This window comes from Rufibacter sp. XAAS-G3-1, assembly GCF_013623775.1.
In the GTDB taxonomy this organism is placed as follows: Bacteria; Bacteroidota; Bacteroidia; order Cytophagales; family Hymenobacteraceae; genus Nibribacter.
The window spans coordinates 201,247-225,912 of the sequence record NZ_JABFAM010000004.1 but is presented as its reverse complement, the minus strand read 5'-3'; the positions used below and the strand labels follow the sequence as shown (position 1 = coordinate 225,912).

The 24,666-nt window shown below is 54.8% G+C and carries 20 protein-coding genes; 4 read left to right on the top strand and 16 right to left on the bottom strand.

Annotated elements, in window-relative coordinates; all coding sequences use genetic code 11:
- Positions 1-275: 275 nt before the first annotated feature.
- From HHO50_RS03545 to HHO50_RS03535, 3 genes are all read right to left on the bottom strand, one after another.
- Positions 276-1,715, bottom strand: coding sequence for an alpha-amylase family glycosyl hydrolase (locus HHO50_RS03545; protein WP_181304618.1), 1,440 nt, complete (start codon positions 1,713-1,715; stop codon positions 276-278).
- 187 nt (positions 1,716-1,902) lie between these two features.
- Positions 1,903-2,745 carry a transglutaminase family protein gene (locus HHO50_RS03540; protein ID WP_181304617.1) on the bottom strand — a complete coding sequence of 281 codons (843 nt, stop codon included), beginning with the start codon at positions 2,743-2,745 and terminating at the stop codon, positions 1,903-1,905.
- Positions 2,742-3,485, bottom strand: a complete 744-nt coding sequence (locus HHO50_RS03535) for a peptidase (protein ID WP_181304616.1) — start codon at positions 3,483-3,485, stop codon at positions 2,742-2,744. The genes HHO50_RS03540 and HHO50_RS03535 overlap by 4 nt, the downstream gene beginning before the upstream one ends.
- An 811-nt stretch (positions 3,486-4,296) precedes the next feature.
- Here HHO50_RS03535 and HHO50_RS03530 point away from each other — a divergent pair.
- Positions 4,297-5,856, top strand: coding sequence for a YdiU family protein (locus HHO50_RS03530; RefSeq protein WP_181304615.1), 1,560 nt, complete (start codon positions 4,297-4,299; stop codon positions 5,854-5,856).
- Positions 5,857-6,107: 251 nt separating this feature from the next.
- On the opposite strand, the gene HHO50_RS03525 is transcribed toward HHO50_RS03530, so the two are convergent.
- The 5 genes from HHO50_RS03525 to HHO50_RS03505 all read right to left on the bottom strand — a co-directional run bounded on the left by HHO50_RS03525 (position 6,108) and on the right by HHO50_RS03505 (position 11,234).
- Positions 6,108-6,662: a hypothetical protein gene (locus tag HHO50_RS03525; RefSeq protein WP_181304614.1), complete on the bottom strand. Its 555-nt coding sequence runs from the start codon at positions 6,660-6,662 to the stop codon at positions 6,108-6,110.
- Positions 6,663-6,960: 298 nt separating this feature from the next.
- On the bottom strand, positions 6,961-7,173 hold the full coding sequence (locus HHO50_RS03520; RefSeq protein WP_181304613.1) for a heavy-metal-associated domain-containing protein: 213 nt from the start codon (positions 7,171-7,173) through the stop codon (positions 6,961-6,963).
- Between the two features lie 83 nt (positions 7,174-7,256).
- Positions 7,257-9,500: a heavy metal translocating P-type ATPase gene (locus tag HHO50_RS03515; protein ID WP_219921428.1), complete on the bottom strand. Its 2,244-nt coding sequence runs from the start codon at positions 9,498-9,500 to the stop codon at positions 7,257-7,259.
- A 325-nt stretch (positions 9,501-9,825) separates the two neighbouring features.
- A complete protein-coding gene (locus HHO50_RS03510) occupies positions 9,826-10,194 on the bottom strand; it encodes a four-helix bundle copper-binding protein (protein WP_181304611.1) in 369 nt (122 codons plus the stop codon).
- A 104-nt stretch (positions 10,195-10,298) separates the two neighbouring features.
- The gene (locus HHO50_RS03505; protein WP_181304610.1) at positions 10,299-11,234 is read right to left on the bottom strand and encodes a cation diffusion facilitator family transporter; all 936 of its coding nucleotides are present in this window, start codon (positions 11,232-11,234) and stop codon (positions 10,299-10,301) included.
- A gap of 344 nt (positions 11,235-11,578) precedes the next feature.
- On the opposite strand from HHO50_RS03505, the gene HHO50_RS03500 reads away from it, so the two are divergent.
- Positions 11,579-13,273 (top strand): amidohydrolase, encoded by a 1,695-nt coding sequence (locus tag HHO50_RS03500; RefSeq protein WP_181304609.1) that lies wholly within the window; start codon positions 11,579-11,581, stop codon positions 13,271-13,273.
- 860 nt (positions 13,274-14,133) lie between these two features.
- Positions 14,134-16,575, top strand: coding sequence for a penicillin acylase family protein (locus HHO50_RS03495; protein ID WP_181304608.1), 2,442 nt, complete (start codon positions 14,134-14,136; stop codon positions 16,573-16,575).
- Between the two features lie 108 nt (positions 16,576-16,683).
- On the opposite strand, the gene HHO50_RS03490 is transcribed toward HHO50_RS03495, so the two are convergent.
- The 5 genes from HHO50_RS03490 to HHO50_RS21190 all read right to left on the bottom strand — a co-directional run bounded on the left by HHO50_RS03490 (position 16,684) and on the right by HHO50_RS21190 (position 19,479).
- Complete coding sequence (locus HHO50_RS03490) at positions 16,684-17,013, bottom strand: four-helix bundle copper-binding protein (RefSeq protein WP_181304607.1); 330 nt, start codon at positions 17,011-17,013, stop codon at positions 16,684-16,686.
- Between the two features lie 165 nt (positions 17,014-17,178).
- Positions 17,179-17,748, bottom strand: a complete 570-nt coding sequence (locus tag HHO50_RS03485; RefSeq protein ID WP_181304606.1) for an AraC family transcriptional regulator — start codon at positions 17,746-17,748, stop codon at positions 17,179-17,181.
- A gap of 68 nt (positions 17,749-17,816) precedes the next feature.
- Positions 17,817-18,131, bottom strand: a complete 315-nt coding sequence (locus tag HHO50_RS03480; RefSeq protein WP_181304605.1) for a hypothetical protein — start codon at positions 18,129-18,131, stop codon at positions 17,817-17,819.
- 1 nt (position 18,132) lies between these two features.
- Positions 18,133-18,762, bottom strand: coding sequence for a thioredoxin family protein (locus HHO50_RS03475; protein WP_181304604.1), 630 nt, complete (start codon positions 18,760-18,762; stop codon positions 18,133-18,135).
- A gap of 171 nt (positions 18,763-18,933) precedes the next feature.
- The gene (locus tag HHO50_RS21190) at positions 18,934-19,479 is read right to left on the bottom strand and encodes a hypothetical protein (RefSeq protein ID WP_255478575.1); all 546 of its coding nucleotides are present in this window, start codon (positions 19,477-19,479) and stop codon (positions 18,934-18,936) included.
- 238 nt (positions 19,480-19,717) lie between these two features.
- Between HHO50_RS21190 and HHO50_RS03465 the strand changes: the two genes are divergently transcribed.
- The gene (locus tag HHO50_RS03465) at positions 19,718-20,047 is read left to right on the top strand and encodes a hypothetical protein (RefSeq protein WP_181304603.1); all 330 of its coding nucleotides are present in this window, start codon (positions 19,718-19,720) and stop codon (positions 20,045-20,047) included.
- Between the two features lie 256 nt (positions 20,048-20,303).
- Here HHO50_RS03465 and HHO50_RS03460 read toward each other — a convergent pair whose 3' ends face one another.
- The 3 genes from HHO50_RS03460 to HHO50_RS03450 form a co-directional block, all read right to left on the bottom strand.
- Positions 20,304-21,362 carry a DUF5074 domain-containing protein gene (locus HHO50_RS03460; protein WP_181304602.1) on the bottom strand — a complete coding sequence of 353 codons (1,059 nt, stop codon included), beginning with the start codon at positions 21,360-21,362 and terminating at the stop codon, positions 20,304-20,306.
- Between the two features lie 174 nt (positions 21,363-21,536).
- Entirely contained in the window at positions 21,537-22,592 is a 1,056-nt protein-coding gene (locus HHO50_RS03455) for a YncE family protein (protein ID WP_181304601.1), read from the bottom strand.
- 27 nt (positions 22,593-22,619) lie between these two features.
- Complete coding sequence (locus HHO50_RS03450) at positions 22,620-24,566, bottom strand: TonB-dependent siderophore receptor (RefSeq protein WP_181304600.1); 1,947 nt, start codon at positions 24,564-24,566, stop codon at positions 22,620-22,622.
- Between the last annotated feature and the right edge of the window lie 100 nt (positions 24,567-24,666).

The window sequence follows — 24,666 nt, the reverse complement described above, 5'->3', positions numbered from 1 at the left end:
GGAAGGGAAGGGGGTGGGTTTTGGTGCTTCCCCACTATGGTGCGGATTTACATTCCGTGACTTACGGTTACTGCTTAGAAAGTGTCCTCCTGTAAGAATTTTGATTGCGAACGGCAAATACGCTTCGTAAGCGCTTTTCTGGTTCGCCAGTAAGATCCTTTCAGGAGGACAGAATAGGTTAGTGTTAATCCGTTCTACTACTTGCCAAGAATTGGGCAGAGGCGAGGGTATGCCACACGCGTCTGAGAGGCGAGCGAGCGAGAGGATAAGCACATTTAAATGGGTTCTGGGCTGTCACTGTGCAGAACCAGGTATTTCCAAGGGGCCAAGGTAAGGACATCCTCTCCTTTTAACTGATAGCTGTTACCGGTGAAAAGCTCTTTGTATCTACCTGCCTGCAGTTTGGAGTTCAGCTTTACTTTTACCGGTTGGCTGCTGAAATTGAGGATAGGGATTACTTTGTCACCGTTTTTCTCACGGTAGAAGGAGATCACTTGTTCGGGCTTGTCATTGTGAATCCGTACCATTTCGCCGCCCCAGGCACCGTTCCAGAGGGCTTGGTTCTGGTGTTTCAGTTCAAACAGTTTCCGGTAGATTTCTGCGTTGCGGTGCTCCTTCCAGATAATGGTGTCTTTTTCAAAAAACTTCAAAGAACGGTTGAGGCCCGCTTCCTGCCCGCTGTAGACCAAGGGCATGCCGCTGACCGTGGAAGCCATCACCATGGCGGTTTCCAGCCCTTGCCCGAAGTTCGTGTACTGGTTGCCTCCCCAGGAATTCTTGTCGTGGTTTTCGGTGAAGGTCATGCGGTAACCGTTTTTGGGGAAAGAGTTCACGTCATGGGCCATATACTCTACCAGGCCGCCCAGGCTTTTCTTGCCCGTAGTGACTTCATGCAGGTGGTTCCAAAGGCTCCAGGAATAGGTCATGTCGAAGGCGCGTTTGTGCAGGTCTCTTGACTCCCACTCGGCCAGCATGAAAACCGGTTTGACGGCGTCCAGCTCGGCGCGGGCGTTCTCCCAGAAATCAAGGGGCATGAAGCCGGCCACATCGCACCGGTAGCCATCAATGTCTGTTTCCTTCACCCAATGGACCAGGGCCTCGGTCATGTATTTCCTGATGCCGGGTTGCTCGTAATCAAAGTCTACGATGTCTTCCCAGTCATACCAGGGGGTAGGCTGAAAGTTTCCTTCGGTGGTTTTGGTGTACCACTCGGGGTGCTGCTGGGTGAGCGGGTTGTCCCAGGCCGAGTGGTTGGCTACCCAGTCCAGGATGACGTACATGCCCATGCCGTGGATCTTGTTCACCAGTTCCTTGAACTCCTCCTTCGTTCCAAACTCGGGGTTCACGCCGTAATAATCTTTCACCGAGTAGTAGCTGCCCAACGTACCTTTGCGGTTCTTTCCCCCAATGGGGTGAATGGGCATGAGCCATAGAATGTCTACGCCCATTTCCTTTAGCCGGGGTAAGTGCGCCTCAAACGCCTTGAACGTGCCCTCTGGCGTGTACTGCCTCAGGTTCACCTCGTAGATGGTCGCATTTTTGCTCCACTCGGGGTGGTGCAGTTCTACATACGGGTGGGGCGTATAGCGGTCATCATCGGCTTTCTTCTCTTTGATTACAGCAGCGGGGGCGGCGGTTTCTGGTTTAGTTTTGTTGCAACTCCATAGAAACAGCGGCAGGAGTAAGAACAGAAAAGCGAAAGGGGCTCTACTCATAGATAGATGGTTTACAGAGAGGGCTATGAAACGGTCAAAGGGGCGGCCCTAAACCCTTGCTTACGGGGTACAGGATAGGAGGGTTCCTGAGGAATAATGCTGGTGTTGGCCGCAGGCTGACCTTGGGCGAAAGCGGTAGAAATGAATAGACAACCAGTACCGTGGCACTAACCTCTGGACACAAACGTCAGAAAAACGAATACCCTTGCGTAGTGCTGGTGCTGTCTACCGCTTCAAAATTGGGGTCTAGCAGTTTGACGCTTACCTCATGTTCCTGAAAATGGAGGTTGCCAAAGGTGCTGGCGAAAGCGGTTTCGGCGGCATCGGTGCCGGTGGCTATTTTCGCCATGCCGTTGAGGGGCACCATCTTGGTGGCGTCAAAGAGAACCCAGTGCCCGCCCAGGTACGCCTCAAAGCAAGCGTGGAAGTCTGCGGGCTGTAATTGGTAAGAGTAGCCAGTGAAATAACGGGCCGGAATGGTGAGGGCCCGGCACAGGGCAACCCCCAGGTGCGCAAAATCACGGCACACGCCCACCTGTTCGGTAATGGTGTCAAACGCCGAGGTGTGCGAGTTGGTGCGTCCGCCGCTGTATTCCACGTTTTCATGAACCCAGTCGCGCACGGCCATCACTTTGTCAAACGCGTGGGGAATGTGCCCGAACTTATGGTGGGCGAACTTGTACAACCGGTCTGACTGGCAGTACCGGCTGGGGGGCAGGTACCGCAGCACCGGGGCGGGCATCAACGGAATAGCCACATCCACTAACTGTTCGCTGGGGATGGCCTGAATCTCGTTTTCTACCTTGGCCGAGAAAGCAAACGTGATATCACCGGCGTCTGGCACGTCAATAATCTTCATCCGCTTCTCGCCGGCCGCCGCCTGTACTTCTTGCATGGTTACCCCAGGCACGGCCTGAAAGGCTTCATCCCATACTTTTTGCTTGTTAGATTTGAAGGGCAGTATGCTCAAGATGACAGAGGAAGAGGAAATGATGTCATACCTCATCTTGACAGTTACCGCTAGTTTCATAGGTGGTTTTGGGTAGGCACAGGAATCTTATTGAAAGCAGCCTCCATCCAGGTGTCCGGAAGTTTGTTTAAGGCAGATTTCAGTTCAGAGGCCCATTGCTCAGATACGCTTTCCAGGTCTTTTTTGGTGTACCGGTGTTCTACCATCTCAAAGCTGTTGGCGCGGTAGAGCACTACATCAATAGGAAAGTCTACGTCATTGGCGCTTACGCGGGTAGAGTCAAAAGATAAAAATCCGGTTTTTAACGCCATTTGCAGGGAAGATTCGTCGGTGATGGCCCGGTTGAGGATGGCTCTGCCGTGCCCCGAGTTCCCGATGACCACAAACGGGGCGCCCTGGCCCAGTTCCACCCAATTGCCTTCGGGGTACAGCAGAAAGAGTTTATGCTCTTCGTCGTCTTGCAGCTGTCCGCCAATGATGGTGTGCAGGTTGAATTTGAGCCCGGCATGTTCCAGGGCCTCCCGGTCTTCCTTGGCTACCCGCTTCACCTGCGCCCCAAAGTCATTGACGGCTTTGTACAGTTTGTTGTGCTCGGCCCCGTCTTCAATCAGTTCCTTAAAGTATAACACCGCTTTGTCCCGCACAGACCGCAGGCCGCTGGTCATGATGAAGAGCGAATGCTCACCGTGTTGCTGAATGTAGATTTTCTTTTTCTCGGTGGTGTCAGAGCCCGCGGTAATTCTGGTGTCTGCTATGGCTACCAGCCCTTCTTTCACTTTTATTCCTAAACAGTACGTCATAATAGAGCTTCCCTTCTGCCAGTAGATACGTCTTGTAAACAAATTGATATTCTAAACTGGCTTTAGTTAAAATATTGTAAATAAGACTTCTAATGGCTTATAAAGATAGGAAAGAGTAACGTAAGTATTTACCGCAACCTTCATGTTTTTGAGGAAGCTAAATACTTAAAGTCCCATTTTTGTTCAGAAGAAATGATTTCGCCTCTTTTACAACCGGCAACTTCTACTGGTGAAGAGCGGTTGCTTATGGCAAAACAGGAATTCAGGGACTTGGAATGTTCCTTTTAGCTGGTGACTGACGGTATGCCCTGCTTCCGGTGGTTCCCGGCGAGCCTGGAGACTTGCTTCATCCTAAGTCACGAGACTAAAGCCTCGCGCCAGTACTTTTTCCAAAGCCTGCTCCCGTAGTACCGCTCGCTCTAAAGACCTCGTAGTGCGCGCAGCTCCTACGAATGTCTGCGCCAATGCTGTTTCAGGCCCGTTTTCTGCAAAACAGCCCCAAAACGCCGAGACGAAGGGAGGATGTCTGCCCTCGCAGGGAAAACTAACCGTAGAAAGCAATGCGTGCCCGAGACAAGGCAGTGCCTGGACTCTACCGGAATTTTATGATAGCGGTGTTGGCGTTTTAGGCCCGTTTTCCGCAAAACAGCCCCGAAACGTATCAAAGCGACTTCCCTGCGGAAGGCGGTACAGAAAAAGATAGCGGCTAAACTCAACTACTTTCGCTTTATTTCTGTTAAAAGAATGCTCCGTTCGTGCGCCCTTTTTGAAAAACACCCCTAAAACGGAGAGCACTTACCTCCAGAAACCTATGCCCTCATTAAGCGAAAAAGAATATAAAAACGAGTTTGTGGCCACTTTCCCCGGCGATGACAGCGGCAATACCAAACCGCGCCAGACGCCCGGCGTCTTGTACAGCAAAGCCATACCAACCCCGGTTAAGAAACCCGAGTTGTTGGCCTGGTCTGAGGAACTAGCCCAGGAACTCGGTATTGAAAAGCCCACCAACCAGAAAGACATTGACATTCTGGGCGGAAACCACGTGGCCCCTTCTATGTACCCCTACGCCGCTTGCTACGCCGGGCACCAGTTCGGGAATTGGGCTGGTCAGTTAGGTGATGGCCGGGCCATTACGCTGGGCGAATGGGAAGCGCCGAGCGGGAAGTCCTGGGAACTGCAGCTGAAAGGCGCAGGACTCACGCCGTACTCGCGCCGGGCCGATGGGAGGGCGGTGTTGCGTTCCTCGGTGCGGGAATACCTCATGAGCGAGGCCATGCATTTTCTGGGCGTACCTACTACCCGAGCCCTGAGTTTGGTTTCTACCGGCGACAAGGTGCTGCGCGATATGTTCTACAACGGCAACCCCGCCTATGAGCCTGGGGCCATTGTCATGCGGGTAGCACCCAGTTTGCTGCGTTTCGGGAGTTTTGAGATGCCTGCCGCGCGCCGCGAAAACGAGAACCTGCAGAAACTGGTGGACTGGACTATTGACCGTTACTATCCGCACTTGCAGGGCGAAAACCGGATTCTGGCCTGGTTTCAGGAAATCATGGAAAGAACCGCCAGCCTCATGGTGGACTGGATGCGCGTAGGCTTTGTGCACGGCGTCATGAACACTGACAACATGTCTATCCTGGGCCTCACCATTGACTACGGCCCCTTCTCCTTCCTGGACGACTACGACCCCGATTTCACGCCCAACACCACCGATTTGCCGGGCCGCCGCTACGCCTTCGGGAAACAGGCCTCCATTGCCTACTGGAACCTGGGTTGCCTGGCCAGCGCCATCGCGCCTTTGCTGCCGGGCACCGAGGAATTAGTAGCTATCCTGGAAACTTACAGCGATATTTTCCACGAGAAGTATTACCGGATGATGGCCAATAAATTAGGGTTGGACGAAGTAAAGGAAGGCGACCAGGAACTCATCACCCGCTTCACCTATACGCTCTCTACTCTTAACCTGGACATGACCATTTTCTTCCAACTGCTCATAGATTTGCCTCAAAATCTGGAAAACGAAGCAGAAACGGAAGCCCATTTCCAGGACAGTTTCTACCGCCCCTTGGAGAAAGGAGAACGCCAGACGCTGCATACCTTGCTAACCGATTACCAGACGCGCCTGCAAGCCAACACCAGCTCCCGCGAGGAAACTGTTCAGATGATGCAGAAGGCCAACCCCAGAATTATCCTCCGGAATTATCTTTTGCACCAAGCCATAGAACAACTGGAACGTGGGGAGAACACGCTGTTCCTGAAACTACAAGCGGCCATGAAAGACCCGTATTCCCGCAACTTTGATGAGTTCTTCGCCAAAAGACCAGACTGGGCCAGCCAAAAAGCCGGTTGCTCTATGCTGTCTTGCAGTTCATAAGTAGTTAGGCCTTCACGCATTCCGTCCCCCCTTTGAAGGGGGTAGGGGGATGATTTCTCATGCAGATAATGGCATTCCCCGAGTTTCATAAAGTTGAACCGCACTTTCAAAGCAGTCGGTTCTTTTTGCCGCCCTGTCATCCCCCTACCCCCTTCAAAGGGGGACGATATAAGTGTAAGAAGAATTGCGTTTCGGGACTGTTTTTCGGAAAAGAGGCTTAAAACAGAAATGGACGCGGAGGTCAGAAGAGGTTAGTACATCTCAATGACTTTCAGCGTCCATTTTTGATTGATTTTGTAGGTGCCCTTCCGGAGAACGTGCAAGCCTTCCCCGATGCCGTACAGCGCGAGGGCTGCGGCCGTGGTTTGCAGGCCATCTTCCCGGTCTAGTTTGTCTTTTGCCTTTAGGTTCGTGAGGGTATTGATGACGCCCACCGTGGTGAAGACCACGCCGGCCGTCTTCAGGAAAGCGCCCGCAAAGCTGGCTACTTTCCGGCCGCCGGTATGGTTCCGGAGCCTGATTTTCTCTACATCCTTCAGCGGCACCTCCAGCCCTTCCACAAAGAAAGAATTTCCCCGGATGTCCAGCACTACCCGGGTTTGCAGTTTCTTGTCCTGGAAACGCTTGAAGGTAATAGATTCCCCCATCTGAATCCGGAAACGCGAAATAGTGCCAGTTTTAGACAGGAGCAGGTAGCGGTATTTGCCCGAGGTGGTAGCAGTTGGTTCAGTGGTTTGGGCGTGGCATGCAGAAGAAAAAGCACAACTGAAGAAAAGGACAATCCCGAACAGAAGATGTTTGAACATGCCGAATGGAGTAATTTACCTGTAAACGATGCGCCGGTAAACTTATGATAAATCGCACACTTACGGCTAAGTTATTTGGCAGGAAAACCTAGGCCCTTCTTTCTTCTTTGCCATCTTCTCCCTTCTTTGTCATCCTGAAAGGATCTTGTGGGCAAACTAGAAAAACCATGAATAAACGCCACTGCCGTTCGCCACCTAGTTCCTTTCAGGAGGACAATCTATTTTTAATGTTTTCACTATATTGAAAATGAAAGCAGAACGGCCTCTCTAATTGAGTGGCCGTTCTGCTTTCAGCAACTTAGTCGTCTATTTTGGTGGCGGTGTAGCCCGCGAGTTCCACCGCCTGAATCACCGTGTCAGAAGAAGCGTCGCCTTCAACGGTTAAGATTTTCTCTGGATTAGCGGTGTCCACCTGCCATTGGTAAATACCCGGCGTGTTGTCCAGCGAAGGCGTCACGGCCTCGATACAGCCGCCGCACTTGATGTTGGTTTTGAATTTTTGAGTGCTCATATTTTAAGTAGGAAGTAAAAATTAACAAGTAAGAATCGGAACAGGCAGGAATGCGGGCAATCAACAAGTAACCATCAGTAATCCTACAATTTAAACGTCCGGAGGCGCAAACTGTTGGTGACCACCGAGACGGAACTCAGCGCCATGGCCGCACCCGCCAACATAGGGTCTAGCAGAAATCCCCACACGGGGTACAGCAAACCGGCCGCTACGGGTATCCCGATGACGTTGTAAATAAATGCCCAGAACAGGTTTTGGTGGATGGTACGCACGGTAGCTTTGCTCAGTTTGATGGCTTTGGCAATGGCGTTGAGGTCTGAGTGCATGAGCGTGATTTTGGCCACATCCATAGCAATGTCGGTTCCCCGGCCCATGGCAATGCCCACATCGGCGAGCGCCAAGGCCTGTGAGTCGTTGATACCGTCGCCTACCATGCCCACCACGTGTCCCTGGCGTTGCAGTTCCTGGATGAAATCGGCTTTGTCCTGCGGCATCACCTCGGCTTTGAAGTGTTGCAAACCTACTTGCTTGGCCACCGCCGCCGCAGTTTGGGTATTGTCACCGGTAAGCATGTACACTTGTAGCCCAAGGTGCTGCAACTCTTGAATGGCTTGCGCCGAAGTATCCTTAATCGCATCCGCGATGGCAATAAGGGCGACTACCTGCCCCTGGGTTCCCGCGAAGACCACCGTTTTGGCCTCGGCTTTGAGTTTTTGAGCCGTTTCTTCTAAATCAGGGGTAAACCGAAGGTTGTTCTCCTGCATCAGTTTCTCGTTGCCCAGCCAATAAGTCTGGCCTTGGTGCTGCGCCCGTACGCCCCGCCCGGTGACGCTTTCAAACTGCGCTAGCGCCGCCGCTTTTATGCCGTTTTCAGTAAGATGCTTGGAAACTGCCTCGGCCAGCGGGTGCTCTGACTGGTTTTCCATGGCCAGCAAGACGGGAGCCAAAACCTGTTGGGCCTCGGCAGGCACGGCCCAGACCAGTTCGGTGACCTCGGGTTTGCCTTTGGTGATGGTGCCGGTTTTGTCCAGCACGATGGCGGTGAGTTTATGGGCCGTTTCCAGACTTTCGGCGTCTTTGATGAGGATTCCGTTCTCAGCCCCGCGGCCCACGCCCACCATGATAGCGGTTGGCGTCGCCAAACCAAGTGCGCACGGACAGGCAATTATCAGCACGGTAATCAAAGCCAGGAGCGCATGCGTCACGTTATTGTCGCCGCCCAGGAAGTACCAGGCTACGAAACTGAGCAGGGCAATTCCTATCACGATGGGCACGAAGATGCCGGCGATCTTATCGGTGAGTTTCTGTACCGGGGCTTTGGAGCCTTGCGCTTCCTGCACCATTTTGATAATCTGGGCCAAAAGCGTCTGCGCGCCCACTTTCTCCGCCGAAATCTGCAAACTGCCTTTCTGGTTGATGGTGCCGGTGAACACCTGGTCGCCCGCTTTTTTCTCCACCGGAATCGGCTCGCCGCTAATCATGCTCTCATCCAGAAACGAGGAGCCGCTGACCACCCGGCCATCCACCGGAATCTTCTCGCCCGGACGAATCACCAGCACATCGCCCACCAACACGTCTTCCACAGGCAGTTCTATTTCCTGGCCGTTCCGAACCGCTTTCACGGTTTTCGGCTGCAAGCCCATCAGCTTTTTGATGGCTCCCGAGGTGCGGGATTTGGCCCGTTCCTCCAGCAGTTTGCCTAAAAGAATGAAGGCGATGATGACGGTAGCGGCTTCATAATACACGTGCGGCTCCAGCCCCCTAGAAAGGAAAAACTGTGGGTAAAACGTGTTAAAGGCACTGAACAGAAACGCGATGCCGGTGCTCAGGGCCACCAGCGTGTCCATGTTTGCTTTGCCGTGGCGCGCCTGTTTAAAGGCGTTTGCGTAGAAGTTTCTCCCAAACCAGAACACCACCGGCAGGGTGAGGGCCAGCATAATCCAGTTGCCGTAGGGCATGTGGTGGAAAAACATACCAATGACCGCCACCGGCAAAGACAAGGCGGCGGCCCAGAGGGTTTTGGTTTTTATTTGGCTGTAAGCTTCCTGCTCGCGGGCCTGTTGGGCTTCTTGGGTGGCTTCCTCTTTCTCCAGCAGCAGGTCATAGCCAATGTCTTGGATGGCTTTCTGCAGAGAGTGAAGGTCAGTGCCCGGAGCATATTCTACCAGCGCGGTTTTGTTTGCGTAGTTCACGGCGGCGCTCTGCACGCCGGGCTGGGCCTGCAGCATAGATTCTACGCTCACGGCGCAGGCCGCACAACTCATGCCATCAATGGGAAAGCTATTTTTTATGGCAGAGGTCGGTTTTTCTTTGGTGAGGGTTGCCATGGTGGTTTTCATTAGGTTCAAAGTATACTACAAAGATACGGGCACCAGACGGCGAGGGCGTTACAGCATTGTGTATGCGGTGTTATAAAATTCCATTGTATCTATGTAGGGGTAATCCCTTGTGGTTGCCCTTTTCTGTTTCCCCGCACCAGAAAGGTTCCAGATTGATGGGTGAATCCTGTTATTCTGCCTATTGATACGGCTACTGTTTAAGGGCAACCACAAGGGATTGCCCGTACAAAAACGAAGAAGCTCCTACTGTAGAGGAGCTTCTTCGTTATAGGGCTTATTTCCTGGAAACAGGTTAGAAACGGATGGTCAAGGGTTAAGAGGCTGAGGCGTACAGCAGGTCAGCGACGGGGTCAGATTTAGGGATGAGTTCCTGGCAGACTTCAATGCAACGGCGGCAGGCTTCGGCGCAGGCCTGACAGTGGTCATGGGCATGGCGTTCGCATTCGATGGCGCAGGCTTCGCAGATTTCCACGCACTGTCGCAGCACCAGGCGCGCGTGCTCAGAACCTTTGGACAGGAACGAAGCCGTGAGACTACAATACGCAGAGCAGTCCAAATCCAGGTGAATGCAGCGCGCTATCTTTTTCACTTCTTCTTCCTGCAGGCAGGCGGTGGCGCAGTGGTCGCAGGCCGCGATGCACGCGAGCAACGCATCTATGGCCGGTTTATACTCAGAACGCATAGGCTTGACGTTTGGTGAACCTTTTTATACGTGATTCAGAAAATTGGGGGTACCGTTTAGAGCACCCTTTTTAGGAAAGAGCCCCAAAACAGCATAGTTCTTTCTTAATGATACACCCCGGCCTCGGTACAGCTTGCGGCACTGCGTTCTACCTGCAGAGTCACGTGCGGAATATGGAAATGGTCGCGCAGCCCGGCGGTAATCTTAGAGAGTTGGGGTTCTGAGGCCTCGTCTTTTACGACCAAATGCGCGGTGAGGGAGTTTTCGGTGCTGCTCATGGCCCAGACGTGCAGGTCATGCACCTCGGCCACGCCGGGTACTTCCAGCAGGTAAGCCCTGATGGCGGCCAAGTCAATTCCCTGCGGCACGGCATCTAAACTGAGGCGCAGCGACTCTACCAGCAAGCCCCAGGTGCTCCAGACAATCACCACCACAATCACTAGGCTCATGGCGGCATCTACCCAGAACCAATTGGTGTAATACATGACCAGGCCAGATACCACCACGCCTAGACTGACCAACGCATCGGCGGCCATGTGCAGGTACGCGCCTTTCACATTGATGTCATGGTCTTTGTCGCGGAAGAAAAGGAGAGCGGTGCCGGCGTTGATGAGAATACCAACTCCGGAGACGATGGAGATGGCCGTTCCGTTAAGAACGGGCGCGGTACCCAGCCGTTCAATGGCTTCCCACCCGATAGCGCCCACCGCCAGCAGCAACAGCACCGCGTTGAGCAACGAGACCAGCGTGGTGCTTTTGCCATAGCCGTAGGTAAACCTATCAGTGGGTTTGCGCTGGGCCATCTTGAGGGCGAAAAAGGCCAGCAGCAGGCTGATGACATCGGTGAAGTTATGCCCGGCATCGGTGAGCAGCGCGAGCGAATTGTACCACCATCCGGCCCCGGCCTCCACGGCCACATACAGAAGGTTCAGGGTAATGCCCAGCAGAAACGCTGTGTTCAGGTGCCCAGAGGCGGGTAAGCCGTGGCCGTGGGAATGCCCGGGGTGGTGGGCGTGCGAGTGTCCGGGAGAATGCGCCATAAGAATCTGCGGGTAAGGGAGGCGGATAAGGTGCAAAGAAAGATACGGAAGTACGCGGAAATCTTACATGATTTGCTGTATACGTTACAGAATTTTGATTCTCCGGCCCGGCGTTAGAAAGGCGTTTTTACCCTGTTTTTCGGAAAACAGGCCAAAAACGCCTCCGCAGGTTCTTTTTAGGATTGGTTGCCGCCCAAAGATGGAATCCCAACGGGCTCTTAGCCTTGTTTCAAGAAAAAGAGGCTAAAACGGGCTCCATAAATCGCTCGTTCTGCGCGCAATCTATAGAAACCTTTCTATATTGATGATCTAACGGAGACCCTTTCCTTATACCCTGCAACCTTATGAACCAAACTGAACCACGAACGCCGCCTAAACGTCTTTGGCAACTTTTCCTATGGGTCGGCATCGTCTTGTCCCTGGGTTGCTCAAGAGAGAACAGCACCAACCAAAAAGCGGCGATGGTCGTGCTGAACGGCAAAATCTGGACCGGGAACGAAGCGCAGCCTTGGGCCGAGGCCATGGCGATAGGGGGAGATTCCATCTTGCTGGTAGGTTCCACGGCCCAGGTGCGCGCCCTGGTGGGCGACAGCACCCAGGTCATAGAGGCGAGGGGGCAGTTGGTTACCCCGGGTTTCATAGACACCCACGTGCATTTTATTGACGGAGGGTTCAACCTGGGGTCGGTGCAGCTCCGCGACGCCAAGAACAAAGAAGAGTTCATTTCGCGGGTAGCCGCCTTCGCCAAAACGGTGCCGCCCGGCACCTGGATCACCGGCGGCGACTGGGACCATACCAACTGGGGCGGCGAGCTGCCGCAAAGCGCCTGGATTGACTCGGTCACGGCAGAGCACCCGGTATTCCTGCAGCGCCTGGACGGGCACATGGCCCTGGCCAACCGCAAAGCCATGCAGGCGGCCAAGGTCACCCGCCACACCAAAGATGTACCCGGCGGTACCATCGTGCGCACCCCGGCCGGTGAGCCGGCCGGGGTTTTCAAAGACAACGCCATGAATCCGTTCTACAGCGCCATCACAGACCCGCCGGCCCCGTTGAAAGACCGCGCCCTGGCGGCGGCCATGCGCTACGTAGCCGAGCAGGGGGTCACGTCGGTGCACAGCATGGGTACCTGGGCAGATCTGGAGGTATACCGGCGCAACAATAAGCAAAACCGCCTCCAGACCCGCATTTACGCAGTGGTGCCGCTGGCCTCCTGGGAAGAGCTGCGCGACGAGGTGCAGAAAGAAGGCCGGGGCGATAAATACCTGCAGATTGGCGGCCTCAAAGGCTTCGTGGACGGCTCCCTGGGCTCCCACACCGCCGCTTTCCTGCAACCCTTCACTGACGCCCCCGCCGACAGCGGCTTTTTCGTGACCCCGCCCGCCGAGCTGTACCAGCAGGTGGCCGGGGCCGACAAAGCGGGGCTGCAGGTCATGGTGCACGCCATAGGCGACCGGGCCAACCACGAGCAGCTGAACATCTTTGCGCGCGTAGCCCAGGAGAACGGCCCCCGCGACCGCCGCTTCCGCATAGAGCACGCCCAGCACATAGCGCCCCAGGACATTCCCCGGTTCCATGCCCTGCAGGTCATTGCCAGCGTACAGCCCTACCACGCCATAGATGACGGCCGCTGGGCCGATGAGGTCATTGGGGAGGAGCGCAGCAAAACAACCTACCCCTTCAGGAGCCTATTGGACAGCAAGGCCAGAATAACCTTCGGAAGCGACTGGTACGTGGCCCCGGCCACGCCGTTGGAGGGCATTTACGCCGCCGTCACCCGCCGCACCATAGATGAGAAGAACCCCACCGGCTGGGTGCCCGAACAAAAGATAACCGTAGAGGAAGCCCTGCGCGCCTACACCGCCAGCGCCGCCTTCGCCTCGTTTGAGGAAAACCGGAAAGGAACCCTTTCCCCCGGCAAGCTGGCCGATTTCGTGCTCTTGAGCCAAGACATCACTACCATGGCACCGGAGGCCATCAAAGGCGCGAAAGTGGTGCTGACGGTGGTAGGCGGGAAAGTGGTGTACGAGCGGAAATAAGACGGGGGCCGAAGTGCTTTTCACCCCTTTGCCCTGCCCTTAGAAGCTTGGCTGCATCCGGGGATTACGGGTAGTGCTTCCCGCAGGAAAGAGACCTCACCCCCAGCCCCTCTCCCACGGAGAGGGGAGCCCCGTTGATGCGTTTAAGGGCTGTTTTAGGGAAAACGGGCCCGAAACGCGAAAACCTGTGAAACACCGCCCAACCGCTCTTTCGGAGTTCCCCTCCGGAAGCAAGCTGCCGGGGAGTTCCACTCCCCTTCTTCTGCAACACCTGCCCGTGACTCCCGGCGGAGGGGAACTCGGCAGCAGGCAGGTTCGGGAGTAGAACTCCCGAACAGCAAGGGCTTTGCTGATGTGTTTCGGGGCTGTTTTGCGGGAAACAGGCCGGAAACGGCATGGGCGCAGACACTCGTAGGAGCTGCGCACACTACGAGGTCTTGGGAGCGGGCGGCATCGCGGAAGCAGGCAGGCAGTTGGAAAGTAAACTGGCGCAGGACTTTCGTCTCGTGCCTTGTGAGGAGGCGGGTCTCGGGCCTCGCCGGGAACCAGGGGCAGGAGCGCCGAACGTGAGTGGATGAGTAATGAACCTGCTATTCATTCACCTCTGGCGCAGCACCCGCTTGCGTTGGTTCTGGCTGGGAGGGCCTTCTGTTTTTGGCCTGTTTTGGTGAAAGGAGAACAGTTTGATACGCCCCAAGGTGATCCGTAATCCAGAGAGTAGGGAAAGGAGAATGGCAGGTTGCTTGCGGTCTTACCGAGAACTACTTATAAAATAAGCGGTGATGTAGAAGTAAGAGAACATTTCCCTGTATACTTGTACTGTCACGTTCCATCCTTGTCACCGTAAAACCCTCTCCATCATGCGCCTTTCGTTTTACTCCTTCTATTGCTGGGTGTTTCTGTTGTCAATGTTGCTTTGTAACAGAGATGCCGCCGCCCAAACCAAGAAAAAGCTTGTCACGGCTGGCCTGCACGCCCCCGTAGAGATCCTTCGGGATCAATGGGGGGTTAACCACATCTATGCCGCTAACCAGCATGACCTTTTTTTCGCGCAAGGGTACGCCGCCGCCAAAGACCGCCTGTTCCAGTTTGAGATGTGGCGCCGCGAGGCCACCGGCACCGTGGCGGAGCTGCTGGGGCCAGATGAGGTGAAAAGAGACATGGGGGCCCGTCTCTTCAAGTTCAGGGGAGACCTGAAAAAGGAACTCAACCACTATCATCCGCAGGGCGAAGCCATCATCAACGCCTACGTAAAGGGCGTGAACGCGTACATTGATGAAGTGGCCCAGAAACCGGAACTGCTTCCCGTAGAATTCAAACTGCTCTCCATCCGGCCCGGCAAATGGACGCCTGACGTAGTCATCTCGCGGCACCAGGGGCTGTTGGGCAACGTCACCGAAGAGTTGAGCATAGGGATGGCCGTGGCCAAAGCCGGGGAAGCCAAGGTGAAAGACCTCATGTGGTTCCATCCCAAAGAACCTAACTTGGCGCTGGACAGCAGCATCAAGGGGGCGCTTCTCTCAGAAAAGATCCTGGAACTGTATGAGGCGTATCAGAAAGACATTGTGTTTAAGTCCACCCACCTCAACCCCGCCGCCAAAGACCTGGTGGGCCAGGCAGACATGCTGAACCGCCAGTTGTCCAACCCCAAGAAAGAACCTTTTGAGCACGGGCTCCTGGGTAGCAACAATTGGATTGTGAGCGGTAGCAGAACCGCCAGTGGCTACCCCATGCTGGCCAATGACCCGCACCGCAGCATAGCCGTTCCTTCTTTGCGGTACATGGTGCATTTGGTGGCCCCGGGCTGGAACGTGATCGGGGGCGGCGAACCTGTCATTCCGGGGGTGTCTATTGGTCACAACGAGCACGGCGCCTGGGGGCTCACCATCTATGAGACAGACGGCGAAGACCTCTACGTCTACGACCTGAACCCGGCCAACTTGAGGCAATACCGCCACAAAGGCAAGTGGGTGACCATGGAGGAACTGACCGAATCCATTCCGGTGAAGAATGCCCAGCCCGTCAGCGCTACCTTGCGGTACACCGTGCACGGGCCCGTCACTTTCATTGACTCAATCAACCACAAAGCCTACGCCGTGAAATGCGCCTGGCTGGAGCCGGGCGGCGCCCCCTATCTGGCCTCCCTGCGGATGAACCAAGCCAAAAACTGGGAGGAGTTCAGGGAAGCCTGCAGTTACAGCCACATACCGGGTGAGAACATGATCTGGGCCGATAAGAAAGGGAACATTGGCTGGCAGGTAGTGGGCATTGTGCCCGTCAGGAAAAATTTCAGCGGCATGGTGCCCGTACCCGGTGACGGCCGGTATGAGTGGTCTGGCTATCTGCCCATCAAAGAGAGGCCGCATATGCTCAACCCCCAGAAAGGGTTCTTCGCCACGGCAAACCAGAACGTCACCCCAGAAACGTACCAACATTGGGAGGCCGTGAACTATACCTGGGCAGACCCCTTCCGCGGAGACCGCATCAACGAGGTGCTGGAGAAGAACCCCAACGTAACCATGCAAGACATGGAGGCGCTGCAAGCAGACTATTTCTCTATTCCGGGGAGAACGCTGGTGCCCCTGCTACGGCCCTTTACCTTTGAAGATAAATTAACCCAGCAGGCCAAAAACCGGCTCTTGGAATGGGATTTCATCCTGCAGGGGGAGTCCATCAGCGCAGGCATTTACGCTATGTGGGAACGGCAGATCATGCAGGAGGCCCGGCAGCAGTTCATTCCCCAGGAACTAAAAGGATTGGTGGGCTTACAGTTGACCAAGGTGATTGGCTGGCTGCAAAAGCCTGACCAGCGGTTTGGGGCTACTCCCCAGGCGGGCAGAGACGCTTTCCTGAAGAAGACATTTGGGATGGCCGTGGCGGAACTGCAGAAAAAACTGGGGAATTCCCTGGAGAACTGGCAGTACGGCCAGGAGAAGTACAAGCACGTAACCTTGGTCAACCGCTTGCCCGGGCTGGCGAATGACCAGTGGAAGAAAAGGGCCGACGTTGGGCCCGCCCCCCGGGGCGGGAACAGCCACACCCCTAACTCTACCGGCGGGTATGATAACCAGTCCAGCGGGGCCAGTTTCCGGCTGATAGTGGATGTAGGCGATTGGGACTCTGCCCGCATGATCAATACGCCCGGCCAGTCAGGCGACCCTACCAGCCCGTATTACAAAAACCTTTTTGAGCTTTGGGCCCAAGACGGCTATTTCCCGGCCTATTACTCAGAAGATAAAGTCAGAAGTGTCACCAAAGAGACCACCCTCCTGTCGCCTTCGGGCAAAAAAGGAAGAAAATAAGACCAGCCCTGCTTTGGGTTCTCACCCGTGCCTTGCCTATGGAAGGGGAACCCAAACCAAAACAGCCGGAACAAGCCCGGCTGTTTTGTCTTTTTACGGGAGAATGGATTACGCGGCCAGTGACTGGCAAGCCTCGGCGCAGCGGCGGCAGGCTTCGGCGCATTGCTGGCAGTGGTCGTGGTCATGCTGTTCGCACTCGGTGGCGCAGGCTTCGCAGACCTCAATGCATTCGCGTAAGAGGTGTTTGCCGTGCTGCGAACCTCGGGCCAGCAAGGTAAGGGTGAGGCGGCAAATATCGGCGCAGTCGCGGTCTGTTTGGATGCAGCGGGCCATCATGTGCACGTGTTCTTCCTGCAGACAGGAAGTGGCGCAGTGCTCACAGGCCAAAATACATTCGTGCAGGGCGTCTAAGACGGGTCTGATGTGTGAGTTGTGCATAGAATTGGTTTTAGGTGGAACAAAGTATAATCACATTCGCACTCTGTATTCCTGTTCAATTGCCAGGTTTGATTCCCTTGGTTGATCAGGGTCACCATCATTCATACGCCGTCAGGCAAGCAGCGTTCTTATAAAATTCAGCGTTGAGATGTGTACAATTACCGTCTAGGCCAGATTGTCCAGCGCGGTGCGGTCAATGGAGGGGTTCTTTTTATAGTCGGTGACGGAGAGGCCGGTCACTTTCTTGAACTGGTTGGAAAGGTGCTGTACGCTGCTGTACTGCAGTTTGAAGGCGATTTCGCTCAGGGTTAGCTCACCGTAGGAGATGAGTTCTTTCACGCGCTCAATCTTGAGCCGGATGAGGTATTTCTCAATGGTGGTGCCGGTGTGCTGCGAGAAAACCTTGCTCAGGTGCTGGTAAGACATGCCCAGTTTCTCGGCCAAATACACCGAGGTGGTGATGGGTTGGTATTCTTCCTCCAGATGGCGCTGGTATTCCAGGAGGGTGGTTTTGATTAACTCGGTGAGCTGCTCGTCTTTCTCCTGCAGCAGCTCAAACCCGTGCGCCTGCAAGGCCTCAGAAAGAACCGAGGTGTCTGCCTCCTGGTCTCCGGCGATGACGGCTTCGCCGAGCTTTACCTCCTGCACCGCCCAGCCCTGCTGGCTCAGTACCTCCGTAACCGTGGCAATGCAACGGGGGCAAACCATGTTCTTGATGTAGAGGCGATGTTCCATATTGAAAGAGTTCTGAGTCTTGAGTCCTGAGTGCTGCGTTTTGAAAATCCTGACTCTAGACTCAGGACTCAGAACTCAGGACTCTTTTTTGGCAGGTTGCGTTTGGGGGCGGCTACTTTGGGGACTGCTTTGGCGTTTTTGGGTCGTTTTCCAGAAAACCGCATGAAAACCCAGTTCACGGAGGGCACAATCACAAACGCGGTTCCGGTAATCAGAATAAAAATACCAAAAAAGGCATTAAACAGCCGGAAAATAAAATCACGGGGTAACCCAAACGTGTAGAGCAGCAGCGCCATGGCCAGCAGCATGCTGATGAGGGCGGCAATGAGCAGGTCGCGGCGCCAGTCCCGCTGGAACGGATGTCTTTTGACTGCTTTGGCCATGTTACGCTGGCGAAACTCTAACCCATTGGGGAATCAGTTGCAGGAGCTCGGCCTGCAGGGCCTGCCCGTTGTCGGCCGCTGAGTATTCTAGGGCTTTCTTGATGAACTCGGGCATGGGAAGTTCCTGCTTTTTCAGGTTGAGCACATACTCCTGCAGCACCTGTGGCCGGGGCCCCCAGGAACCCAGTGGTTGCAGGGTATGGGCGTTGAGGGCAATCAGTTTGGGAATGCTTTTGCCGCCGTTGGTGAGGTACGCGTCCATGACGGTGGGCTGCTCGGTGCGCAGAATTGTCCTTAACTCCACCTCGGGCGACTGCTCTGCCAAGGCCGCCAGCACGGGCAAGTGCACGGCGGCATCGCCGCACCAGCCTTCGGTGAGCACCAGCCACAGTTGTGGTTGTTCTAAGGCTTGCACCATTTCCACCAACTCCGGAAGGAGCGGGGTTTGGTAGGTGCGCTCCATAATGACCAGGTTGTCTTTGGTGTACTTCGCCAGCGCATTGGACTGGTCTACCCCGGTGGTTTTTCCTTGGGCTACGGCCTCGCGAACCAAAGCCATATAGCCCTCAAAAGAAAGGCTTTGCGCTACTACACTGGGGGTGATCACATTGTCATTGGGTTGTGCTTCCATACGTGAATTGTTAAAGTCTGCCAGAACAGACGGTACCGCGAAGATACGGCAAAGCTGGTTTCCGGCCCAACGTACCCCGCCCATAGAAAAAACAAAAGACCCGGTCGTTTTCCGGGTCTTTTGCGGAAAACAGGCCCAAAACGCCTGCCGCCTTTCTGCCAAAAAAAGAGCCTATTCTTTCTCGTTGCCCAGGCCTTCTTTGTCTTTGTGGCCTTTGAGGGTGCTGGCGTTGGGCTGGTTGTTCCGGAACTCCTTGTCTGAGGAATCTGCGCCGCGGGTGTCTGAGGGGTTGGCGTTGGAGCCCTGCGGGGAGTGTTGCTCAGGGTCGAACTTGCCTTTTTTAGCGCCGCCGCCGTGTCCTTCCCGGGAGGGTACGTTCTCGCCCCGGGTGTTATCGGCGCCGCCAGCCACGGGGCCGTCCTGGAAGTTTGGCGGGTTGTTGCCCTGGTCTGGGTTGTGGTTGTGCTCGTTGTTGGGCTGTCCGCTCACGCCGGCCCCGGTATCCAGGCCGCCTTGGTCATTGTTGCTGGATTTCTGGTTTCCGCTGCTATCGCCTTGGGGGTTGGAGCGCGTTTCGGGGGAGCCCTCGTAGGGCGGGTTGTTGTTGTGCCGGTTGCTGTTGTTGAGCTGGTCGTCCTGGCTGTTGATGTCGCGGTAGCTTCTGTCTTGGTCTGGTCTATGCTGCTTTGGGCTATTCTCGCCTTTTCCTTTGGTCATGATTTCTTCTCCTTTAATTGAAGTGAAACTTATACAAATGATTCTGTTGGGTTGCCCCCAGTTTTCTGTTGTACGGAGAGAGGGTTCATTAAGGTTAGCCCAAGCGAACGGGAAAGCAAAATGTGGCGGAAAGGAACGGCCGGGTTAACTCAAAGCCGATGAAGCGCGTACTATCCTTAGAGCAGGCCCCAGGTATTCGGGCTGGCCCGCCTAATTGCTAAACTACTGACCCATATCTATGAGAAAGCTATTCATTCCCATAAAACGTGTTTCCTGTTCTTTGTTTCTGGGAGGCGCATTACTAGTAGGTACCGCCGCCTGCAGCACTGGCACCAGCGAGGGTGAAGTGAACGTAGAGGAAAGTGACTTCAAAGACAAAAGCCCCACTGAGAACAATCCTGGAGGAGTGTCAGACAATACACAGGATCCCGTAGGCAATACTTCCCAGGATTCTGCTAACCAGGCCATCTATGACCAGCAGGAAGACAAAATGAGAGCGCGTAATGGGGCTAGCAACCAAGGAGTTGGCGGCGCGGCCGAAAGAACGCAGAACAGAGACAATCATTGAGAGCTTGTTTACATTTGAGTTTTGCGCTGCAAACAATCCTAAAAAGAACCTGCGTTCACGGTTGCGTCGCCCCGTAGGGTTGCTGCGCTGCTCAAAAAACGCTTCCGCAGAACCTTTCTCTGGTTAGTTGAGCCGGCAAACCTCAAATTCAAAAAAGCTCTAACTCAGGAAAAGAATAAAACAGGAAAGCCTGCCTCAAAATAAGGCAGGCTTTTCTGTTTTAGGCCTTCTTTCAGGAAAACAGGCTAAAAAAGGTCTACCGGAAACCGAAGCCGGTTGGAATACCCTGCACCTGAAAGGAATCTACTGCGGCCCCCGTGGGGCGGTAACGGATAACCCAACCAGAGATTCCGTCTGAATCTGTCCGCGAAGTGTACAGAAGCCCATCGGTGGGGTCTTGGCCTAACGCCTGGAACCTGCGGGGAATGAGGGGTTCTTTTGGCAGGGCCGTGGCGGCGGTCTCCATCACGTACACCCCGTCATACACAAAATAAAGCCGGTTCCTGGTAATGCTTAAGGCCAGGTTTCTGGGTTGGAAAGCGGCACCCGGAAACTCAAACACTCTGGGTGCGGCCCTGAGGTTGGTGGTGGTTATCCTTATCAAACGGCCTCTGGTGTTGTTCCCCGGATTGGTGGCATCAACTTTTCCGGCGCATAAAACCCAAAGGAATCCGGAGGCGTCTACCACCATACTGTTAGGGTTGTCTCCTACGGTGAGGGTGGTGTCAGTTCTGTCGTTGGTGGTATTGATGACGCTGATCTTGTTGTGGCCATTGGCCACGTAAAGGCGGGTTCCTACCAGCGCCATGGCCCCGGGGTTCTTGCCCGTAGTAATGGTGTCGGTTATCTGATAGGTGCTCAGGTTTACCTCCATCACCCTGCCCGACGTAGCTGACGCCGCCCCCGCCTCTGAGACAAAGCCGAGCCTGTTGCTGAACGCAACAAACCTTTGCGGCGCAGTCAGGCCCTGGATAACCCCCGCCGAGGTAAAGGTGCGGGTGTGCAGGACTTCAATCTTTTGGTTACTGGTGATGAGGTAGGTTTTCTCAAACGCCGAGGCCATGGTCATGACATTGCCCTCCAAAGACCGGCCGTTTACTTTATTGAAAAGGTCTGGCTCTACGGTGCCAGTGGCTCGGTCATAATAGCTGACGCTTCCGCCCGGCGTATTGGTGGCGCTCCCGTTAGAGATCAATACCCCCGCCTCATACACCGGTAGCACTACTTTTTCTTCCTCTTTGCAAGAAATGGGGAAGAAAGCAGCGGCACCTAGCAGGCCACCCAATACTTTTTTGGTGAGGGAAAGACGTTTCATCCTGCTAAGGTAGAAAATTAGCAGGAATTGCATGGAACGGCACGGGTGTGAAGAAAAATGCCTTGTTCATGGGGGAACCGATAATAATGCTGTTAAACGCAACGAAGCCAGCCCCAAAAAGACCGGCTTCGTTGCGTTTTAAGCTAATTTTTATAAAAACGGGTCTAAAACGGATTACCTGAAGGTGAAGCCGTTGGGCGCAATCCTTACCTGGAAGGAGTCAATGACAGTGCCTGAAGGTTGGTACCGGACGGCCCAGCCATTAGACGTAAATCCGCCTATCCCCAGATACAGGATGTTGGTTTCTGGGTCAACACCCAGGCCATACGGACTGCGGTTGATGAGGGCGGTGCCGGGGGCGGAGGTGGCCGTGGTAGACATGGCGTAGACTTTGCCGCCGTAAGAATAGTACAGCGTGTTTTTGGCTCCGTTGATGGTTAAAAAGCCTGCGCCGCTGGTTCCCGCCGCGAAATCATAGGAAGTAAGGGCATTGTTATTGGCCGGGTCAATTTTCACCAAAGCGCCGGGTGAAGAGTAGCCGCCCCGCAGTACCCAGATTTTGTTGTTCGCATCCAGCACCAGGTGCTTCGGAGATTCGCCCACGGTAATAGTAGACTCTACCACCTCTGTCGCGGTATTGATCACCGAAATGGTGTTTTCACTGCTGTTGGCCACGTACAGTTTTCCGTTGTAAATCAATAAGCCTTCGGGCAGCAGGCCAACGTTGATGGTTTTAGTGACGGTGTTGGTGGTTAAATCCAAAACAGATACCCTACCCGTGCCGGTGTACCCGAAAAAGTCGTACCCCACATACTCGGTCACATAGGCTTTGTTGTTGCTGAGGGCCGCCATGTATCTGGGAATCTTCAAGCCGTTGATGACCCCCACAGAGGCAAAAGTACTGGCATTGACCACTTCAATCTTCTCGCTGGCATTGACGGCAATGTAGGCTCGGTCTCCAATAAAGGTGGTAGACTGGGCGGCGTTGCCGAGCGGACGGTTATTCACCTGCTGAAACACATCTGGGGTAAGGGTTTTGGTATCTCTAGAGAGAAAGCTGATTTCTGCGTCGGGTGAGGTGAAGGTGCCTTCGTTAGTAATAAACACACCGTGCTCGTAAGCTCCTTTGGGCGTATTTTCGTCATTGTCGCTGTCACAGGAGGTGGCAAAAATGGTACTGCTGCCTAACAGCACATACAGGAGGTACTTTTTAAATGGGGATACTTTCATAGTAATGGTAAAAGTGTAGTGAATTAATTAAGGGTGAGCGGAAGTGTTTTGAGGTTTAGCCCACGTCAAAGAAACCGCCAGGCGGAAGTTGCGCGGCGGCATGGCGCGGTAGGCCATGGTTTGGTACACGGTATTGGAAAGGTTCTGCACCTGCGCCAGAATCTGGGTCTCGAAGGAGTTCCACCGGAAGGTTTTGCCCAGACTGGCATTCACGAGCGCGTAGCCAGGCAGCCAGTTGTTGTTGTCATTATCGGTGAACCGGCGGCCGGTGAAGGTGGCATCTCCCGTGAGCCACCAGGTACGGTAACGGGCTTCGGCCCAAAGAGCGGCTTTGTGTTTGGGTACGTAGAACAACTGCCGTTCCTGTAGCTGCGCTCGGGCATCTGGTAATTTCTGCTGCGAGATGGTATAAGCGTACGCCAAGCCTCCGGCGAAAGACCAGTCTCTCTCTAAAGCAATCTGCCACCGGCTGTCCATCTCGGCCCCGTGGCCGCGCACGTGTTGTAGGTTGACGGGTTCAGAGTAATTTCCTGTTGAAGAAGGTTGCCACTGAATCCAGTCTTTTACCTGTACGGCATAAACCGTGAGTTCTGAAGTGCCGCTGAATTGCCCCTTTTTATATTGATGCTCCAAACCACCTTCGTAGCCCCAGCTGCTTTCGGGTTTTAAGGCCTGATTCCCGCCCGGACGCCAGTAACGGTCGTTTAGGGTAGGCACGCGGTAGCTGCGCGATACATTCGCCTTCGCGGTAAGTGTGTTCCCGTTCTGTTCCAGTATTCTGACGTTCGCGCCCAGCGTAGGCGTAAGCGGCGGATTAAAGCCCTGTACCCAGGCTTGCCGCACGTTCAGGCTTAGCTGAAGTTTCGGTAGCGGGTCATAGCGCAGCCAGCCGTACGTGGAGAACCGCTGTTCGTCTACTTTTCCGCCGTAACCGCCCACATTGGCTTTGAATAACTGACCCTCAGCCCCAACCTGTAGCAGAAGATTCGGCAGCAACGTGCGCTCGTGTTCTACCTGGGTTTGGTAGGTATTAACGGTAGAAAGGGAAAGCGAACCGTCATCCTGGTAATCCAGGCGGTCTTTGAAGTAGGCGGCTCTCACGGTGGTGGTACCTCCGGCCAACTGGCCTTGCCATTCGCCCATGAGGCGCAGGTTTTCATCGTCCTGCTGGGCGTGGGTGTTGGCGCTGCCCATGGAAGGTTGTATCTGCCGATGCGTTTTCACGTACCAGCCCCGCACCGAGAGCCGCTGCGCCGGACTTAGCTGATAATGTACTTCCTGCGCCAGGCTGGTCTGGTCAAAGGCGGCATTCTGCTGCGTTTCCCGCGGCGACCCGAAGGCGGTGGTGTTCTCAAACCGGAAATCATTGTCGGCTGAGGTTCGGGTGAAAGAGGAGGTGAGGGCAAGACGGCCGTTGGAGAAAGAACCCGCGGCGGCGGTGCGGCGTTGCCCGAAACTGCCTATTTCCTGCTGCCCCTGTACCTGTTGCTGAGGGGCAAAGGAAACCGGGTTTTCCAGCAGAACAGCTCCTCCCACCGCCCCGCTGCCGTGCAACGCACCGCTGGGGCCGTGCTGAAGGCTCACCTGCGTATTGATAGGTGGGGGAAGTAACGCGAAGTCTGACAAACCCAGGGTAGGAAGCGCAATGTTGAACCCGTTCCAAAGCACGGCGGTATGGCTGGAGGAAGTACCCCTGAACGCCACGGTGGCGGTCATGCCATTGCCATAGCTTTTGAGGTACAGCGGGCTGCGTTGCTGCAGCACATCGGCTAGCGTGATGCCGGGCCTGCGTTGCAGGAGCAGGGAGTCTACCGTCTGCACTCGGGCTCCAGCGGCATACTTGGTGTAGCGATGACCCGATACAGTAACGGGGGCCAACTGTACTGTGTCTTGCAGTTGGGCATAGCTTTCCGGCGGAGCCAGAAACTCCGTGCTGACCAGAACCCACGCAAACAGAAACAGACAACGGAACATACCCTCGGCTTTTAAAGCAGAGGAGACCCCAACGAAAGAAATACACGAAAACGCCAGCCCACGCGGGGCCACCATCCTTGCTGCTTTTTTTCCCGAAAGC

What these genes read in the sequence shown, in the direction of transcription:
- HHO50_RS03465 (WP_181304603.1), top strand. Translation starts at nt 19,718, where the DNA reads ATGAGAAAGCTATTCATTCCCATAAAACGTGTTTCCTGTTCTTTGTTT.
- HHO50_RS03505 (WP_181304610.1), bottom strand. Translation starts at nt 11,234, where the DNA reads ATGGCGCATTCTCCCGGACACTCGCACGCCCACCACCCCGGGCATTCC.
- HHO50_RS03500 (WP_181304609.1), top strand. Translation starts at nt 11,579, where the DNA reads ATGAACCAAACTGAACCACGAACGCCGCCTAAACGTCTTTGGCAACTT.
- HHO50_RS03475 (WP_181304604.1), bottom strand. Translation starts at nt 18,762, where the DNA reads ATGGAAGCACAACCCAATGACAATGTGATCACCCCCAGTGTAGTAGCG.
- HHO50_RS03490 (WP_181304607.1), bottom strand. Translation starts at nt 17,013, where the DNA reads ATGCACAACTCACACATCAGACCCGTCTTAGACGCCCTGCACGAATGT.
- HHO50_RS03450 (WP_181304600.1), bottom strand. Translation starts at nt 24,566, where the DNA reads ATGTTCCGTTGTCTGTTTCTGTTTGCGTGGGTTCTGGTCAGCACGGAG.
- HHO50_RS03480 (WP_181304605.1), bottom strand. Translation starts at nt 18,131, where the DNA reads ATGGCCAAAGCAGTCAAAAGACATCCGTTCCAGCGGGACTGGCGCCGC.
- HHO50_RS21190 (WP_255478575.1), bottom strand. Translation starts at nt 19,479, where the DNA reads ATGACCAAAGGAAAAGGCGAGAATAGCCCAAAGCAGCATAGACCAGAC.
- HHO50_RS03545 (WP_181304618.1), bottom strand. Translation starts at nt 1,715, where the DNA reads ATGAGTAGAGCCCCTTTCGCTTTTCTGTTCTTACTCCTGCCGCTGTTT.
- HHO50_RS03540 (WP_181304617.1), bottom strand. Translation starts at nt 2,745, where the DNA reads ATGAAACTAGCGGTAACTGTCAAGATGAGGTATGACATCATTTCCTCT.
- HHO50_RS03510 (WP_181304611.1), bottom strand. Translation starts at nt 10,194, where the DNA reads ATGCGTTCTGAGTATAAACCGGCCATAGATGCGTTGCTCGCGTGCATC.
- HHO50_RS03530 (WP_181304615.1), top strand. Translation starts at nt 4,297, where the DNA reads ATGCCCTCATTAAGCGAAAAAGAATATAAAAACGAGTTTGTGGCCACT.
- HHO50_RS03495 (WP_181304608.1), top strand. Translation starts at nt 14,134, where the DNA reads ATGCGCCTTTCGTTTTACTCCTTCTATTGCTGGGTGTTTCTGTTGTCA.
- HHO50_RS03460 (WP_181304602.1), bottom strand. Translation starts at nt 21,362, where the DNA reads ATGAAACGTCTTTCCCTCACCAAAAAAGTATTGGGTGGCCTGCTAGGT.
- HHO50_RS03515 (WP_219921428.1), bottom strand. Translation starts at nt 9,500, where the DNA reads ATGGCAACCCTCACCAAAGAAAAACCGACCTCTGCCATAAAAAATAGC.
- HHO50_RS03535 (WP_181304616.1), bottom strand. Translation starts at nt 3,485, where the DNA reads ATGACGTACTGTTTAGGAATAAAAGTGAAAGAAGGGCTGGTAGCCATA.
- HHO50_RS03525 (WP_181304614.1), bottom strand. Translation starts at nt 6,662, where the DNA reads ATGTTCAAACATCTTCTGTTCGGGATTGTCCTTTTCTTCAGTTGTGCT.
- HHO50_RS03455 (WP_181304601.1), bottom strand. Translation starts at nt 22,592, where the DNA reads ATGAAAGTATCCCCATTTAAAAAGTACCTCCTGTATGTGCTGTTAGGC.
- HHO50_RS03520 (WP_181304613.1), bottom strand. Translation starts at nt 7,173, where the DNA reads ATGAGCACTCAAAAATTCAAAACCAACATCAAGTGCGGCGGCTGTATC.
- HHO50_RS03485 (WP_181304606.1), bottom strand. Translation starts at nt 17,748, where the DNA reads ATGGAACATCGCCTCTACATCAAGAACATGGTTTGCCCCCGTTGCATT.